Origin of the sequence: Tolypothrix campylonemoides VB511288_2 (genome assembly GCF_045999855.1) — a bacterium.
GTDB lineage: Bacteria > Cyanobacteriota > Cyanobacteriia > Cyanobacteriales > Nostocaceae > Scytonema > Scytonema bouteillei_A.
In genome coordinates, this window is record NZ_JBFPMW010000009.1 from 56,713 (window position 1) to 71,491 (window position 14,779).

Genomic DNA, 14,779 nt, shown 5'->3' on the forward strand with positions numbered 1-14,779 from the left:
TAGATGGGGTGGGCTGGAATTAAGAATGGTCAACTTCTTACCCTTGCACAAACAGAGTTTGATGTTTTCATCACGGTCGATCGTAATTTGTCGCCCCGTCAGGAATCTACCACAATTCAATATCACTGTAATTGTTTTACAGGCACCATCCTACCAATTGGCAGATCTGAAGCCTTTAGTACATAAAGTTGTGGCTATCTTACCCACTCTGGCAAAAGGACAAGCCACTGTAGTTAGTACGTACGCAGCCATATTGACTGAATAATTTGAGCGTTTGTATTCACTGCAGTTAAACCACGACTATTTTTTGCATTATCTTTGAATGAGATAAATTTCACTGTTTCGTAGCATTTGCCATTCTTTATCATTCTCGCCAATTTTGTCAAGTAGAGATAACCGAATAGTTTTTAGCTTGGCGTCGTTACTCTCAGAAGTGAAAGTAACTCCCAAAAGGTCATACCAAAGATTTGCCTGTTCGTACAGGGTTGCGCGTTCAAGGGAAGTCTTTGCACGCTCCAATTGAGTCTTTAAATTTAGTGGTGTTGGTACGATTTCAATATCGGATGTTGCAAAGATATTACTGGAAGGACGGCTGGGATCGCAAACGATCTCTACTTGCCAGCGATATTGCTTACCTACTGTTAGTTCTGGATAGGATTGGGTTAGTGATAGCACCGTAATGCCTGGAGCAGTCTTAAAGTTGTCGTCTTTAATCTCCGTGACTAACTTGAAGCGATTCCCGTTTTGAGGAGATGTACCGTTTTCCCGTTCGTATAACCTGAATTCGGCTGCCATAGAACCAGTATCGCGTACAAACCAAGCAAATTTTGGACGAGTGGAAACAGTTTGTCTGGGGTATCCGTTTGGAGCTAGTAGGATGAGTGCTGACACGTTTGACTGTGCGGATAGCTCTGGTGTCCCGCATCCCCTACCGCCGGACGATCTACCACTCGAAGGTGCTCGATCGTCAGGTGGCGTTCTGTCATCTGCTAGTACTGTAACAGGTATCAGCGAAAGCCCAAAAAAAATGCCTGCCATTAACCCAGCAGTCACTTGTTTTTTGAATGTTACCTCTTGTATCATGGCTTTGAGTTTCCTTTGGAAGTTTTTGAATTCGTCTTGCGGAAAAGCAATCGCCACCATGGTGTGATTTCTCTCCAAGTTAATTCACAGATAACTCCTTGGGGTACGTGCGATCGCCTCTGAAATTTGCCTCCTAAAGACCTCGCCAACTCTTTAGCTCGGTATGTACCTCGACCGCTTTTAGGGTTTTCGTTGGGAATAGAGTTAATTCCATTATCAATAATTTGTAGGGTGTAAAGGTTTGGCGATAAGTGGGGTACGCCTTGAGCCAAGGACGAACGCGTACAAACGACATCCAAGCAGCTTGCGTCGAGTGCGTGTTTACCGACATTACACAAAGCTTCTTCCATAAAAATACACAAACCTTGCTTTTGCTCGGCAGTGAGAGTACAGTCTTGGAGCGGGCTAAAATCAGGTGGAATGTAAGTCTTGATGGAATCAAAACCCGGTAATTCTCGCTTTAGCGTATTATCATAGACTTCATATAGCAATTCTGAAATAGAGGCTTGAATGTAACGATTATTACCTGTTGACAGTTCTTTATTCATTAACTCGTAAACCGAGCGTAATTCCTGATTGAGTGACTGTAGTTGCGATCGCATCTTAGTATATGACGGTTCTTCATCAAGACTTCTCAATATAGCAGCGATGGTTTGTAACGGACCGTTATGCACAGCATCATAGGTGCGCTTCAGAGTTAAACTACGCTGTTCTAACAGAATTCGGGAATCTCGATCGAATAATGAAGTCGTCAAGCCAGCAGCACACAATGCTAACAAAGTAGGTACTATAGGAACCCACCAGCTTAAAATTATCAGCCCGTAGCATATTCCTATTAAACAAAGGCTGCAAAGAGCTAACGTTAAAAGAGTCTTCCAAGGAGATTGCAGCAGCAAACCTAAAATGATACCCAACAATCCCCATGCAAAAATCCAAAGGTATTCCCAAACCTCTGACCATGTATGGAGGTGCGGTCTGTGTTTGAGAACTGCGTTAATAATTTGACTGGTGGCGTGCGCTAAATACTCAACTCCATAAATCAACTGGTACTGCTTTGAGTTTCCTATTGCATCCGTCAGCAAGGTACTTTTGGTTGCTGAGGTCATAAATGTATCATTGACACTGTTAGAAGCAGTCATTCCAACAATGACAATGCGATCGCGAATTAACTCCGGCTTGACTTTTCCTGTAAAAACATCTGTCAGAGAAACGATTGAAAAAGGATGTGGATGGCTGTAAAAATTCAGCAAGATTTGGTTACCTCCAGCGTTTGCTCCTACATAGCTACCAGTGTTTGTTTCAAAGCGGGGTAATTGAGTATCACCAAATTGAATGGGATTGTCAGCACGAGTCCCATGTTTAATTGCGATTCCTTGCGATCGCAAATACATCTGTGCAAGAAGTAAAGGAAGAGAGTATTTGATTCTACCGTCGTCAACTCTACTAGAGAGCAACCCTCGTCGTAATTTACCATCATCATCGAGAATAATATCAGCAAGGGCAACCCGATGAGAAGGTAACTCTGGGGGTGGTTTCACTCTGAGATCCGATTGAGAAGCTAAAGCAGCTTCAATACCAATTATGTTGGAATTACTTCTTAAAAGTGTGCCTAATTTAACTCGGTCTGGAGCGCTGTTCAAGTCGCGAAAAAGATCCAACCCAATTGCTCTAGGTCTATGACTTTGGATAATTTGTAATAATTTAGCGAGATCGCGATCTGGAATGGGATATTTTCCAACAGCTTTAATATCCGTTTCATTTATACCAACAATGGTAATTAGCCCATCTGGTGCTTCTACCGGACGCAGTTGCAGAAATTTATCAAACGCTATCCACTCCAGAATTTGGAGAGAACCAGTTAGCCGAGCAATAGCAATACAGCCCACCACAACCAATCCTGGTAAAGCTGCGGTTCGCCAAATCTTCGCTTGTTGCTCGATCTTGTTCCACATTCCTAACTGATTAATCCTAACTTTCTTGCTGCAATTTCAATTTAAATGCGTAGTTCCTTATTTTTTACCTAATTTCTAGTTTATACCAGGCAAGATAAAGCTTTTTAGCATTAATTTAGAAATCAGTGACCAGCGATCGGTAACGAGTAAATAAGGAACGCTACAACGATGCAGCAGTCAAGATGGGAACGACGGTGGCGACGAATGCATTATGAGAGCGTAAAGGCGATCGCATTACCGGAGCCGCCTTAATTATTGAACCTACGGGAACAAATGTAATCGAGCCTAGATGGTATGCACAACTCACTCAACAAAATCACCTGATTTTGAGAAAGGATGACAGTTCGTTCCTTGTTAGCTGAAACGATCGATTTCTCAGAAGAATTCCGAAATTGAGCGCTCGGCGAGTGTAGCTCTAGCGGTTCGCGATTCTAATTCAAGAGATATGTTTCAAGTGGTTAAAAAAGCTTGGCTTTACACCTTTTGCTTGTTTCTACTGAGTGTTGGTTGCACAGAGATTAATTCCAGCAACAGCAAAGATACCTCAAACAGTCAAACAAGTACGCCGAGCGAAGTCACAACCGCCAACACCCCTCGCAGCAACAAATTGCGCGATCTCATTGAACAAATCTCCCATGCGGCTCAAGGGCGGGTGGGGATGACAGCCACAGTGGTCGAAACTGGAGAGTCAGTATCTCTGAATGGAGATCGGCGATTTCCGATGCAAAGCGTTTATAAGTTTCCAATTGCGATGGCGGTTTTGGCTCAAGTAGACCAAGGAAACCTAAAGTTAGACCAGAAGATTCGGGTTGCGGCTAGCGATATTGTTCGGGACAGTCGGATTCTAGAGAAGAATTCGCAAGGGAAGGAATTCCGTCTGGCTGAACTCTTAAAGTACATGGTTTCTGAAAGTGATAGTACGGCTTGTGATGTGCTGTTACGACTCATCGGTAAACCACAGCGTGTCACGGAGTATTTACGCAATCTTGACGTCAATGACATTGTTGTCGCAAACACAGAGAACGAGATCCAGTTCGGGAAAGATCGAGCATTGCAGTATCGTAATTATGCAACGCCGGATGCAGCCGTTAATTTATTACGTGCTTTCCACAAAGGGCGAGGGCTTTCAAAATCCACTCAAGCCTTACTGCGGCAATGGATGATAGAGACTTCGACAGGTCCAAACCGTATTAAAGGACTGTTACCTAAGGGAACAGTTGTAGCGCACAAAACGGGGACTTCAGCTACCGTCAATGGCGTGACGGCTGCAACCAATGATGTGGGAATCGTGACACTGCCGAACGGACAACATCTGGCGATCGCAGTTTTTGTTTCTGATTCTCAGGCAACCAATGCAATCCGCGAAGAAGTCATCGCAAAATTGGCGAAAGCCGCCTGGGACGAATGGAGCAAATGAATGTAAAATGACACTTCAAACACACTATTGGAAAGACTTTCTAATATTTTCTAATACCATTATCTCAATCTCAGGTAGTATTTCTTGAAGATAGTCATGCTTTGTACCTGCATATTGCATTAATTTGAAATCGGCTTTAATTTTGTGTAGAAAATCTGTAACTTTTTCAGGCTGTATGGCATCTATAACATACCAATATATACTTTTTAGTAATTGATATAGCTCGGCTCGGTGTTGAAATTGATAAAGCGACAGATTATGGAAAGATTTTTCCGATGTGTTTACAAAAATACACGCTGTGACTCTGCTGAAAACAGTTTTCACATTGATATTACAGTAATGAGATTGGTCATTTAATAAAATTTTGAAGTGAAACTTATTATTTTTCTATCAAAAAATATAGAGGTATTTTCTAAGAAAGATAAATTAAAATCTGAAAATAAACTTTCTGCAAATTCGTAATGAGAAAATCCAGCCATATATGTAATGAAATTACTCTCAGCTTCAGAAAATTCTTGTCTACACAAAAGTGCCGTTCTAAGTAGCTAAATGGTGGGTTTTCTACATAGATTTATTAGTTCCTCAAGTTTTTTATGCACAGTTACATACCTTAAAGTTAATTATGAAAGTATTCGCTAACGCTGCTATGATAGCGCTAGAGGTTGGGCGAAATCGATCCGTTTGTCATAAAGCGATCGCCAGGCGCAAGCTGTACCGAGCGTATCGCCCCCTCAAAACTCCGGCAGAGAACTCCACGCCAATCACCACGTTCTAGATATTTGCTCGGTGCCATAGCTCAAGGTATTCGACGAGTACGGAGTGTTCTATTTAGAGTCATAAAGTTTACGAACCCCTGTCAGCCAAGTTTCAATGTCAGCAAGACTTGTAAAATCAAGTAGTGCTTCCCCCAACGCTTCTAGTTCCTGTACGGATAAATTTTCAACTTGCTGTGTGATTGTTTCTGGCAGTTGTCCTACTCGCCGATTAAGTAATTTAAGGACAAGAGATTGTGTTGCCTGTAATGTTGCTCGTCTTTCCCAACTAGTAACAATTTCCATAATTCCCTCTTTGTCTTGTTCTTTCAGTTTACCAATTTCTTCCTGAAACCTTTGCTCCTCTTGAGTATTCAGTTCCAAATATGTATCGACAAATCCAGAAATTAATCGTGTTCTTGCTGGATCTAATCGCAATGTCGCTAGTAGCCGCAAACATTCAGCTTTCACTCTTGGTCGCTCTTCTGGTTGAATTTGCATTTTCGCCATTAAGGCTGCTGCTACAGGGTTAGGCTGTCGCACAAAGTCTCGCCAATTTAAGCGATTTAGTTGAATTGAAGCAAAGTTAAACTCTAACACCTTCAAATCAGTAAACTCTACCGTATGTTGATGCACTTCTTCACGACGAGGTTCATTAAAGGAAAACACGACGATAGGATATACACGTTGTAGATACTTTTGATACAATCGCGAAAAGTAAAAAAACATACGACGAGCAAACTCTGTTTCCGTATACGATTGAGCCTCGACATGAAGTAAAAAACCTACATCTTCACCTGCTTGCTTGACTTCTACTAACAAATCAATGATTTTATCTTCACCTGATGTCAAATCTGCAAAATACTCCTGGGGAAGAAAATGAATCGATTCCCGGTCAATTGTACTGGCAATCTGGGGAAAAAATAATTCGATAAATTCAATAAAAAATGTTGAAAGAAGTTCTTTAAATAATCTGTCGTGGTCTATCATTTAACAAACTATGAGAAGTTGTGTAGCTTCTTGAAGAAGAAAAGTACCTCAAATAATAGCATTTAAATCCAAGAATTTTCGCTGAAAAATTTTTATAAACCTTTTTGTCGAACTTAGACCACTTGTTAAAATCTTTAAATGCACTTGGTTCAAATATATCTCTGTGACAGTGAAACCTCAGCTTTAAAACAGCAAAACCACACGTGTGAAGCTTGTGGGTTGAAATTCCTAACAAATGAAAAACTTTATTGGCTATGCGGTTACTCTTCGGGATACTGAAGTTCGTGTTTTTTGGGCTTGTGGGGTTACGACTCAAACTGCAATTCTTCAAGCAAAGCCTGAATTCGCTATTAGCTATGCACCAGGACATATGTTTGTCAGCGATTTAAAGGACGAGGAGCTTTCTATTTAGAGTCATAAAGTCCGCGATCGCTCAGAAATGTTCAAGAAATCATTATCCATCTTGTGGGATGGGCGTCCTCGCCTGTCCAAGATAATTGGCGGGCTGTGAGCACCGCATCACAAGAGATTTGGAACATTTTTTATTTGACAGCCCCCCATCAAAATTCACCTAATGAAAGATTAGACAATATTTTGGGAACAATACACCTGATGTTTGCAGCCATTTTCTGGCTCGGTCAACAGCATGAGAGTGCCATTACCCAAAAAACACCTGACATATCCTTGCTCTCCCCTTCTACTTTCTAAGGGGTGTGGGGAGGAGCGTATCTGTCAATTTATATTTATTCTTGCCGTTTTCTGCATTTTATGCATTAGCTTGATATTTATTCCAGTACAAAGTGATGCAGCCACTACAGAAGCAACTTATACAATTAACACGCTGCGCCAGCAGCAACAAATGGTTGACCAACAGCGTCAAAGCGTCACCCAAGAACGCCAGCGCTTGAATAATTTACAAGAAGCCGCACAAAACCGCCTCAACGGTTTGGAACAAAACCTGCAAACAACTGATGTTCAAATTCAAGATAGTGAATTTCGATTGCAAAGAGCGATTCAAAGACTACAGCAATTACAAGCGGATCTAGCGACTGCTGAGGTTTCCTATCAACAACGTCAGGAAGCAACTATTGCTCGTTTGCGCTTTCTCCAACGGAATCGTTTGAGCCAAGGATGGGGCGTTTTGCTGCAAAGCCAAGACCTGAATGATTTTTTAGATCGTCGCCGTCAGTTGAAGTTAGTTTATAAAGCCGACCAACAAGTTCTGGCAAAACTGACGAAACAAGCCAATCGGCTGAACGCTCAAAAAATACAGGTAGAAGAGCAAAGAAATGAAATAGGCTTAATTCGCCAACAACTCTATGCCCAAAAAGCTGATTATCAAACACAAGCACAGTTACAGGAGGAATTAATACAACGTCTGAGTAGCGATCGCTTAGCTCTAGCCGCCGCCGAAAGTCAGCTTGAGAGAGATTCTCAGGCATTGAAATCCTTAATTCAGCAAAAGGTTGCAGAGGAAGAAGAGAGACTGAAAACAAACAGCCGTAACAGCGTGATTATTCGGGGAACAGGTATTTTTGCTTATCCCAGTTCTGCTCCGACAAGCAGTCCTTTTGGATGGCGGATGCATCCGGTGCTTGGTTATCGTCGCTTTCACGCTGGGTTAGATTTTGCTGCTAGCTATGGCAGTACAATTCGTGCTGCTGATTCGGGAACGGTGATTTTTGCTGGATGGTATGGTGGTTACGGTCGGGCTGTGATTATTAACCACGGCAATGGGATTACAACTCTTTACGGTCATACCAGCGAATTGTTTGTTTCCGAAGGACAAACAGTAGAGCGAGGACAGGCGATCGCGGCTGTTGGTTCTACGGGATTATCCACCGGTCCGCACCTCCACTTTGAAGTGAGAAAAAATGGTACGCCAGTTAACCCCATGAATTTCCTTTAACCTAGGTTCGTAGTTGCGCCGTATGCGAAGACAGCGCAACTACAAACCTTTTAACAATCTTAAATTACATACACAGTTAACAGAAAAATGCTATATTAAAAAAAATTGTGGGCGTGTAGCTCAGTGGATAGAGCAACAGATTCCGGTTCTGTTGGTCGGGGGTTCAAATCCCTCCACGCTCGTTCTGACGACGATCGATCGTCTTTTGCCACATTATTTGTCCGCATTGACAGATTACTATCTGTATAAACAAATTAAGTTTTGGTGCGATCGAGGAAGATGTTTTAGCACCGATTAGTTGATGCGCTAATTTTATTGCTGTAACATTTCACTATCAGGAAAATAGCTTTGCAGGTAGTTAAACACTAACCGTTTAGTTTCTCCTAGAAGACGCTGGCGGAATAGCTGTTCTTGGCTCAGAGATAACCATAACAGTGTACCGATCGCTTTCACGAGCACAAATGCAATTGTCTCACAATCGGCACGGTCTAAATTTGAATCTCGCCCAGATAAGGAAGTTGCTAAATCTTGAATGAGTTTGGTATCGGCGGCGTTCTCAATCTCCTCTAGTTCTGGTATGATTCCTTGCACCTGCATATAGATCGCATGATAGCCAGGATAATCGGTAAAAAATCGATCCACTGCATCAATCATCCGGTCAACATAGGTTGATAAAGGCAGATTTGCCATTTCAGAACTATCTAGCGCTACTAAGTATTGGTGCAGTTTTTCGGTGTAGCGCGTTGCTAAGGCTCGCAAAATTGCTGCTTTGTCAGGAAAAAACTGGTAAAGCGAACCGATCGCCACTTTAGCACGAGCGGCGATCGCGTTTGTTGTGGTGGCATTATATCCTTCTGCAATAAACATCTGTTCAGCCACATCTAAAATCTGGTTGACCCGTTCTTGGCTGCGAGCTTGTCTTGGTTGTCGTCGCATTCCAGACGGTTTGGGTAAGTTCGCGGTCATTTATGTATTCTTCCTTGACAAAACATGAGTAATCCTCATATTATAAAAACACGAGCGATACTCATATTTTAAGCAAATCAATGTCGCTTGAAAAACTTTTTTAAGGAGAAAATTGCAATGAGTCAGGATCTGCCCACACTATCTGGTGCTGAAGAAAACCGAGTGCTTGCAGAATACAGTCAAGACCCGTTGGGGTTTATAACTCGATGCGCCCGTCAATTCGGAGAGATTGTTTCATTTCGCATTGAAGATCGGCTCATTTGTTTGCTCAAATGATTATCAAAGAGGCAATGCGGCTTTACCCACCAGTTACAGATGTGAGTCGGGAAGCAACTAGAGATTGTGAAATTGGTGGATACTCGATCCCGAAAGGTTGCACCCTGATTGCAAGTCAATGGGTTATGCATCGAGATCCGCGCTATTTTAGCAATCCAGAAGTATTTAACCCAGAGCGATGGGAGGACGATCTCGAGAAGCGATTGCCACGCGGTGTTTATTTTCCTTTTGGTGATGGTCCGCGCATCTGTATCGGTAAAAGTTTTGCCCTGATGGAAGCAGTTTTAATTCTGACAACAATCGCTCAAGCATTTCAATTAGAGCTTGTGTCAGAGCGAGAGATTGAACTTCAACCCTCAATTACCCTGCGTCCCAAACATGGCGTTCAAGTCTTACTGAAAAAAGCCTAGATCGTTCAAATTCATCAACGTTCGATGATTATACTTTTTTTATATCGAGCGTTTGAAATCCAATTATTTAAGCTTGCATCTTTATGGAACCAATTACAATTTGCCCAAATTTTCTTAAGTGCTGCTACACCGGATTTCGCGTCCTGCACTACAAGTTTCATCCCTGGATTGTAGTGCTCCTCGCACCGATCAAAGTGCTTGCTTCCTCAGGTGTTAACCGCACATACGAAAAAATTCGCTGCATAAGCGCGATGAGCAAAATTGACTTTGCTAGTTTTTACGGTTTAATCAACGATTTGTTGTGGTAAGAGCGATCGTGCTGTGTTTTATACTGCAACTGCTGAATTTTTTAGCAGGTTTGAATTGGTATGTGGCAGTTCCAAACCGTAACAAATTTTAAGTACTGGTTGGGCAGTGACTGCCCACCATACTTCATCTTCAATAAATTCATTTCCCTTGCAACAAATAGCTTGGATTGCTTCTTCAGTATAAATACTGTTACGAGCCTTTTTATTAATGGTTATTATTTATACGAAATTAAATATATTGAAAAATGACAAGAAATGCTTGTGGCAAAACGAAATTGCTCATTCAATGGTTTGGAATTGTCATGCTTGTAGCCATTGCAATTATATTTTTCAACCTTGATATAAGTTCCATCGCTTCAATTCCATTTGCAGACAAACAGCAAATTGCCCTCGCTCAAAATGATGAGAATAACGAGTACTACATTATTAAGGACGAAAATCTCAAGTTTACACATTCATCAGTTAAAGGAGATTTTCGCATTCACGCGCTCAATGGAGGATTTTGCGTTGCATGGAAGGAGTTTATTGTCGCTAGAGACATGGAGGGGCGCAAACTCTGGGATATCAAGGGGTTTGGTCGCGCTGTTGCTATCAGTCCGGATGGCAAACGTGGCATTACTAGCAATGGTAAAACTTTTATGTTTTTCGATACAAAATCGGGTAAGCCCGTTCAACCAATTCAAGATTTTCCAGAGCCAAGTACTGTAAAATCTGCTTCGGTACAAGATGATTGGTTTTTTCATGACTTAATTTGGTTGAAATCGGGGCAAATTATTGCCTGGTCGAGCGATGCGATCGCTATTTTGGATGAGTCGGGTACAGTCAAAAAACTGCTGACTAAAGCAGATTTAAATCGTCTTGGTATCGAATTTCTCAGTGGTATTGCTCCCGATCCGAGCGACCAAAGCATTTTAATAGCTTTTGGTGGAAATAGTGGAAATCTTATCAAGTTTAAACCCGATACCTTAAAAATTATTGCACAAAAGACCAATCTGAGAAACTCACAAATGTTTTTCTCTCTTGATGGAGAAACTCTCATTTTAGAAACTATGGAGGGAGTCGCATTAAGATCGGCACGTTCGCTTAACGAAACGTTTAGCGCTACAGATTTTGGTTACAGTGGCGTAAAACGCAGCTCGCGCAGGAATGAAACCGCATGGGTGGAATGGACGCGGTTGTCTGACCTTAGTCCGAACAGTCGCTATCTCCTTGCTATTGATGGTAGCGGTCAATTGTGGTGCTTTGATACTAAAAAACCAAGCGCTACTAATGTTGTACGCGTGTTCGAGCGATCGCTGTTAAATTATGTATACGATGTGATGTGGACAAGCGATCGCGAATTTATTGCTATTCTCAATCAAGGCGGTGTTATCAAAATGAGTGTGAACGGAACGAAGCTTGAGTTTGTAAAGAATGATTTTGAGCCATCGCAGAATTTATGGATAGAATCTAGTGACTATTAATTGCAACCACGATCGCGAATAGCGCCTGTAGAAACGTTCCATACTACCCCCTAAATCAAACAGCAACATTTATATCTGAGCATTCAATGTACTAAACTCTACAAGAATCAGAAATGCGCCCTCAAAATGCATTCAGTATATTTACTGTAAACTAAAGTATAGTTTTGAGCTAATATCTACTATGATATGGGAATCATTACATCACGAGCGCGAGCTGTTTTAGAAAAGATGCTGGCACCCCAATTATTGCCTCGAATCGTTCCATCACCACCAATAGCTCCATTAGTATGCTGGCGTCCTCACAAATCTCTAGTACATGGAATTGCCTGTATGCCTGACGGAGATACAATCGTCACCGCTGGTGAAGACACTCAACTGCTTGTCTTGTCAATCCGCAGTGGTGAGGTTCTGCACCGTTTGGAGGGTCATCACGGACCTGTCAACTCGCTGACGCTAACACCTTCAAAGCAACGACTTATTACTGGGGGCGATGATACAACGGTGCGAGTGTGGGATACCTTGACCTGGAGACTGCTTTATACGCTTGAAGGTCATTCCGAATACGTGCGTAGTGTCGCTGCCACTGACACTATAGCCGTATCCGGTGGAGAGGACGAACGGCTGTGCGTTTGGGATATCGAGCGCGGGATGCTTCTACACGAGAAGATGGAACACCCAGAAAACGTCATGACCGTTGCTATATCCCCTGACGGGCATTTCGCCGCATCAGCATCTCTGGACAACGCCTTACGGTTGTGGAATCTCCACACAGGGCAGTTAGAACGGGTATTCTACAACGCGGAAGCTATGGTCACGTGGGTGAGAGGCGGTCTTTACCTGGCATCGAATAGAAACAACGTTCCTCATAAAAATACACCACGAGGGCTTTGCTTTACCTCCGATAGCTTAAGCTTGTTGTCTGCAGATCGGGAAGTGTTACTCTGGAACATATTCACGGGCGAGAAGCGCGAGATTGTACCTTTATCCGAGCAAATTACCCAAGCCCTTTGTCTGCATCCGATTGCCAAAACCCTCGCGCTCGCTTTTTACTCCAATTCATTACAAATATGGAACAGTGGAACATCCAAACGTTTGGCTGTTCTGGATGTGGGTGGGGAGGAGCATACAGCGATCGCTTTTATAGATGACAGTTCTAAACTGCTCTCCGGTACCCGTTCAGGCGAAGTTTTCTTGTGGGCTTTACCCTCAAGCGAAACCTTTAATGAAGGCAATCACCCCAGTCCAGTCCGTCAAACTATCATCACTATACGTAGCGACGGCACACCTATCGCTGCTTCTGCCGATAATAAAGGGGGTATCAGGCTGTGGGATTTTCTGAAGAATAAGCTGGTGGCATCGATAGATTCTCATCCCACAGACTGGGAGTGCCACATTGCCTTTTCCAGAGATGGAACAACGCTGGTTTCTTCTACAGACGAGGGAAAATTGAATATTTGGGACACAACAACAGGTCAGTTGGTGCGAACAATATCGCCTAATTTTGACCGTCCGAGGTCAATATCAAGTCTGCAAATGTTAGACGAACAGCACGCTGTGGTAGGAAGTGGCGACCATCTGATTTTATACGACATCAGTGGTGAAAGCTTACCCGTAGTATTTGAAGGACGCACGGGATTGGTGAGTGATATTCAAGTATCAACAAATCATCAATTAGCGTTCAATCTTGCGTACTTCAATCCGGACCCAAATGATGATAGTTGGGACAATAATGTTAATCAGTTACAGTGCTGGGATTTGCACCAACATCGTCTTCTTTGGACGCAAACTGCTAAAAAATTAGGAGATCGAAGCCTACATTTTGGCTTTATTGCAGTTGCACCCGATGGCAATAAATTAGTAACGCTGTCTCATAAAGTTAAGAGAAAAATAGCTATTTGGGATGCCAAAACTGGTTTACAGCAAGGAAGTTTGGATATTCCTGGCGACTGGGTTATGTCGGCGCAATTTGTTGACGATCGCGTCATGGTTTTGGTTTCTGGAAGTAAGAAAGGTACGTTTTTGTGTCGCATCAATATTGAAACCAAACAAGTTTTAGACACCGCTCAATTTCATCTAAAAGACTTGCGTTCTGTCAGTATTGCAGAAGACGGTCAAACCGTTTTAGTTGCCTCCGAACGCTCGTTACAATCAATTAACACTGCGTCCAAGACAGTCGAGGATACATACAATGGGTACGCAATCTTCTATCAGTGCGCCCTTTCATGCGATGGACGTTATGCGATCGCTGGTGATTCTAGCGGTGGAGTTCACCTGTTAGCAAGGGCTTAGTGAATGAGTATTCGTACCAATCGCAGAAAGGGTGAGCGTTGCAATGAGAAAAATCTCGATATTATGACAGCACAGACATTTTTCTACCGCTATTTAGCAGGCGATCGCGAAAGTGTTTGGAAGGAACTTCAAGCATTGGGTGAAATCGTTGAGCCTTCTTTAAAGGCTGATGCTTTAGCCGTTGCACGCGAGACTATGAGGCGTGCCAAACTCAATTTAGAGATAATAGTACATCGGCTCAAGAAATTAGGTTTTGAATTTTCACAGCCAGAGCAGGTGATTGTTCCAGTTCAATCCCAGACCTTACAACTGTTAGATGATGTTGAACAACAATGGGGAACACTACCCTTTTCTGTTCGTGCTTGGTATGAATGTATTCATTCAGTCGAACTGTTTGCATCAAAACCAATATCAAAAGATTTAATTGAGTCACTTGAGCCAACTGCGATCGCGCTAAGCTTTTCTAGTTGCTCAAATCTGTCTGATGACTTAGATGACACGGATGAACTTCGTTGGTATATACAAGGAATGACCTTTTTGAGTTTAGAAGAAAGCTTGACAAAGGTTTTGGAGTCAAAAGAAAAGTTTAGGCAAGATTGGAGAGAAGGAAAGGTCGATGACTGGACTCGCAACTATTGCCTTCAAAACAAAATAGATCCAGAGGTTTTGACTGTAGACTTCTTACCAGTTGGTATGTCTATGAGTACTTGTGAGCCAATGGGGTTTGAGGTTGGTATGGCTAAAGCAGACTGTACTATAGCTGACGACGGTGATGAAATGGGATTTGTTGATTTCCTTAGGGAGCGCTTACTTTTGGGAGGATTACTACACGGACACTGCGCCAAGAATCACCTCTACGACTACCTGTATATTGGCAAAATGCCCAATCACCTTCAAATAACTTCTGAGGTTTTTGAAGAATTATTATTATTTTAGTTAAGTTTAGCAAAGCTTGGCTGTTGCA

14 protein-coding genes and 1 tRNA gene are annotated in these 14,779 nt (G+C 42.4%); 10 read left to right on the top strand and 5 right to left on the bottom strand.

Annotation, left to right across the window (positions count from 1 at the left end; translation table 11 throughout):
• Window positions 1-312: 312 nt before the first annotated feature.
• A complete protein-coding gene (locus AB0756_RS24770) occupies window positions 313-1,083 on the bottom strand; it encodes a DUF928 domain-containing protein (RefSeq protein ID WP_038072876.1) in 771 nt (256 codons plus the stop codon).
• Window positions 1,080-3,035, bottom strand: a complete 1,956-nt coding sequence (locus tag AB0756_RS24775) for a sensor histidine kinase (RefSeq protein WP_050046696.1) — start codon at window positions 3,033-3,035, stop codon at window positions 1,080-1,082. Before AB0756_RS24775 ends, AB0756_RS24770 begins: the two co-directional genes overlap by 4 nt.
• A gap of 445 nt (window positions 3,036-3,480) precedes the next feature.
• Between AB0756_RS24775 and bla the strand changes: the two genes are divergently transcribed.
• Window positions 3,481-4,452 carry a class A beta-lactamase gene (gene bla / locus AB0756_RS24780; protein WP_038072877.1) on the top strand — a complete coding sequence of 324 codons (972 nt, stop codon included), beginning with the start codon at window positions 3,481-3,483 and terminating at the stop codon, window positions 4,450-4,452.
• A 655-nt stretch (window positions 4,453-5,107) separates the two neighbouring features.
• Here the strand turns inward: bla and AB0756_RS24785 are convergent.
• A complete protein-coding gene (locus AB0756_RS24785; RefSeq protein WP_153021436.1) occupies window positions 5,108-5,245 on the bottom strand; it encodes a hypothetical protein in 138 nt (45 codons plus the stop codon).
• A 31-nt stretch (window positions 5,246-5,276) separates the two neighbouring features.
• Window positions 5,277-6,194 (bottom strand): DUF4351 domain-containing protein, encoded by a 918-nt coding sequence (locus AB0756_RS24790; RefSeq protein WP_038072885.1) that lies wholly within the window; start codon window positions 6,192-6,194, stop codon window positions 5,277-5,279.
• A gap of 235 nt (window positions 6,195-6,429) precedes the next feature.
• Here AB0756_RS24790 and AB0756_RS24795 point away from each other — a divergent pair, with 235 nt between their 5' ends.
• The 4 genes from AB0756_RS24795 (at window position 6,430) to AB0756_RS24810 (ending at window position 8,285) form a co-directional block, all read left to right on the top strand.
• The gene (locus tag AB0756_RS24795) at window positions 6,430-6,606 is read left to right on the top strand and encodes a D-glutamate cyclase family protein (RefSeq protein ID WP_082051888.1); all 177 of its coding nucleotides are present in this window, start codon (window positions 6,430-6,432) and stop codon (window positions 6,604-6,606) included.
• A 95-nt stretch (window positions 6,607-6,701) separates the two neighbouring features.
• Window positions 6,702-6,902 (top strand): hypothetical protein, encoded by a 201-nt coding sequence (locus tag AB0756_RS24800; protein WP_167844578.1) that lies wholly within the window; start codon window positions 6,702-6,704, stop codon window positions 6,900-6,902.
• A complete protein-coding gene (locus AB0756_RS24805) occupies window positions 6,841-8,103 on the top strand; it encodes a murein hydrolase activator EnvC family protein (protein ID WP_237265965.1) in 1,263 nt (420 codons plus the stop codon). Before AB0756_RS24800 ends, AB0756_RS24805 begins: the two co-directional genes overlap by 62 nt.
• Before the next feature lie 109 nt (window positions 8,104-8,212).
• A tRNA-Arg gene (locus tag AB0756_RS24810) sits at window positions 8,213-8,285 on the top strand.
• Between the two features lie 130 nt (window positions 8,286-8,415).
• On the opposite strand, the gene AB0756_RS24815 is transcribed toward AB0756_RS24810, so the two are convergent.
• A complete protein-coding gene (locus AB0756_RS24815; protein ID WP_038072893.1) occupies window positions 8,416-9,069 on the bottom strand; it encodes a TetR/AcrR family transcriptional regulator in 654 nt (217 codons plus the stop codon).
• Window positions 9,070-9,186: 117 nt separating this feature from the next.
• Here AB0756_RS24815 and AB0756_RS24820 point away from each other — a divergent pair, with 117 nt between their 5' ends.
• From AB0756_RS24820 to AB0756_RS24840, 5 genes are all read left to right on the top strand, one after another.
• Window positions 9,187-9,345, top strand: coding sequence for a hypothetical protein (locus tag AB0756_RS24820; RefSeq protein WP_153021435.1), 159 nt, complete (start codon window positions 9,187-9,189; stop codon window positions 9,343-9,345).
• Window positions 9,342-9,755: a cytochrome P450 gene (locus AB0756_RS24825; RefSeq protein WP_038072895.1), complete on the top strand. Its 414-nt coding sequence runs from the start codon at window positions 9,342-9,344 to the stop codon at window positions 9,753-9,755. Before AB0756_RS24820 ends, AB0756_RS24825 begins: the two co-directional genes overlap by 4 nt.
• A 553-nt stretch (window positions 9,756-10,308) precedes the next feature.
• Window positions 10,309-11,526 carry a hypothetical protein gene (locus AB0756_RS24830; protein ID WP_038072897.1) on the top strand — a complete coding sequence of 406 codons (1,218 nt, stop codon included), beginning with the start codon at window positions 10,309-10,311 and terminating at the stop codon, window positions 11,524-11,526.
• A 186-nt stretch (window positions 11,527-11,712) separates the two neighbouring features.
• On the top strand, window positions 11,713-13,815 hold the full coding sequence (locus AB0756_RS24835) for a WD40 repeat domain-containing protein (RefSeq protein WP_050046695.1): 2,103 nt from the start codon (window positions 11,713-11,715) through the stop codon (window positions 13,813-13,815).
• Window positions 13,816-13,818: 3 nt separating this feature from the next.
• Complete coding sequence (locus AB0756_RS24840; protein ID WP_050046694.1) at window positions 13,819-14,751, top strand: hypothetical protein; 933 nt, start codon at window positions 13,819-13,821, stop codon at window positions 14,749-14,751.
• Window positions 14,752-14,779 lie beyond the last annotated feature (28 nt).

Excerpts from the sequence above, each read along its gene's own strand:
- bla (WP_038072877.1), top strand. The coding sequence starts at position 3,481 with ATGTTTCAAGTGGTTAAAAAAGCTTGGCTTTACACCTTTTGCTTGTTT.
- AB0756_RS24830 (WP_038072897.1), top strand. The coding sequence starts at position 10,309 with ATGACAAGAAATGCTTGTGGCAAAACGAAATTGCTCATTCAATGGTTT.
- AB0756_RS24790 (WP_038072885.1), bottom strand. The coding sequence starts at position 6,194 with ATGATAGACCACGACAGATTATTTAAAGAACTTCTTTCAACATTTTTT.
- AB0756_RS24840 (WP_050046694.1), top strand. The coding sequence starts at position 13,819 with ATGAGTATTCGTACCAATCGCAGAAAGGGTGAGCGTTGCAATGAGAAA.
- AB0756_RS24820 (WP_153021435.1), top strand. The coding sequence starts at position 9,187 with ATGAGTCAGGATCTGCCCACACTATCTGGTGCTGAAGAAAACCGAGTG.
- AB0756_RS24775 (WP_050046696.1), bottom strand. The coding sequence starts at position 3,035 with ATGTGGAACAAGATCGAGCAACAAGCGAAGATTTGGCGAACCGCAGCT.
- AB0756_RS24785 (WP_153021436.1), bottom strand. The coding sequence starts at position 5,245 with ATGGCACCGAGCAAATATCTAGAACGTGGTGATTGGCGTGGAGTTCTC.
- AB0756_RS24805 (WP_237265965.1), top strand. The coding sequence starts at position 6,841 with ATGAGAGTGCCATTACCCAAAAAACACCTGACATATCCTTGCTCTCCC.
- AB0756_RS24815 (WP_038072893.1), bottom strand. The coding sequence starts at position 9,069 with ATGACCGCGAACTTACCCAAACCGTCTGGAATGCGACGACAACCAAGA.
- AB0756_RS24835 (WP_050046695.1), top strand. The coding sequence starts at position 11,713 with ATGGGAATCATTACATCACGAGCGCGAGCTGTTTTAGAAAAGATGCTG.
- AB0756_RS24795 (WP_082051888.1), top strand. The coding sequence starts at position 6,430 with ATGAAAAACTTTATTGGCTATGCGGTTACTCTTCGGGATACTGAAGTT.
- AB0756_RS24825 (WP_038072895.1), top strand. The coding sequence starts at position 9,342 with ATGATTATCAAAGAGGCAATGCGGCTTTACCCACCAGTTACAGATGTG.
- AB0756_RS24770 (WP_038072876.1), bottom strand. The coding sequence starts at position 1,083 with ATGATACAAGAGGTAACATTCAAAAAACAAGTGACTGCTGGGTTAATG.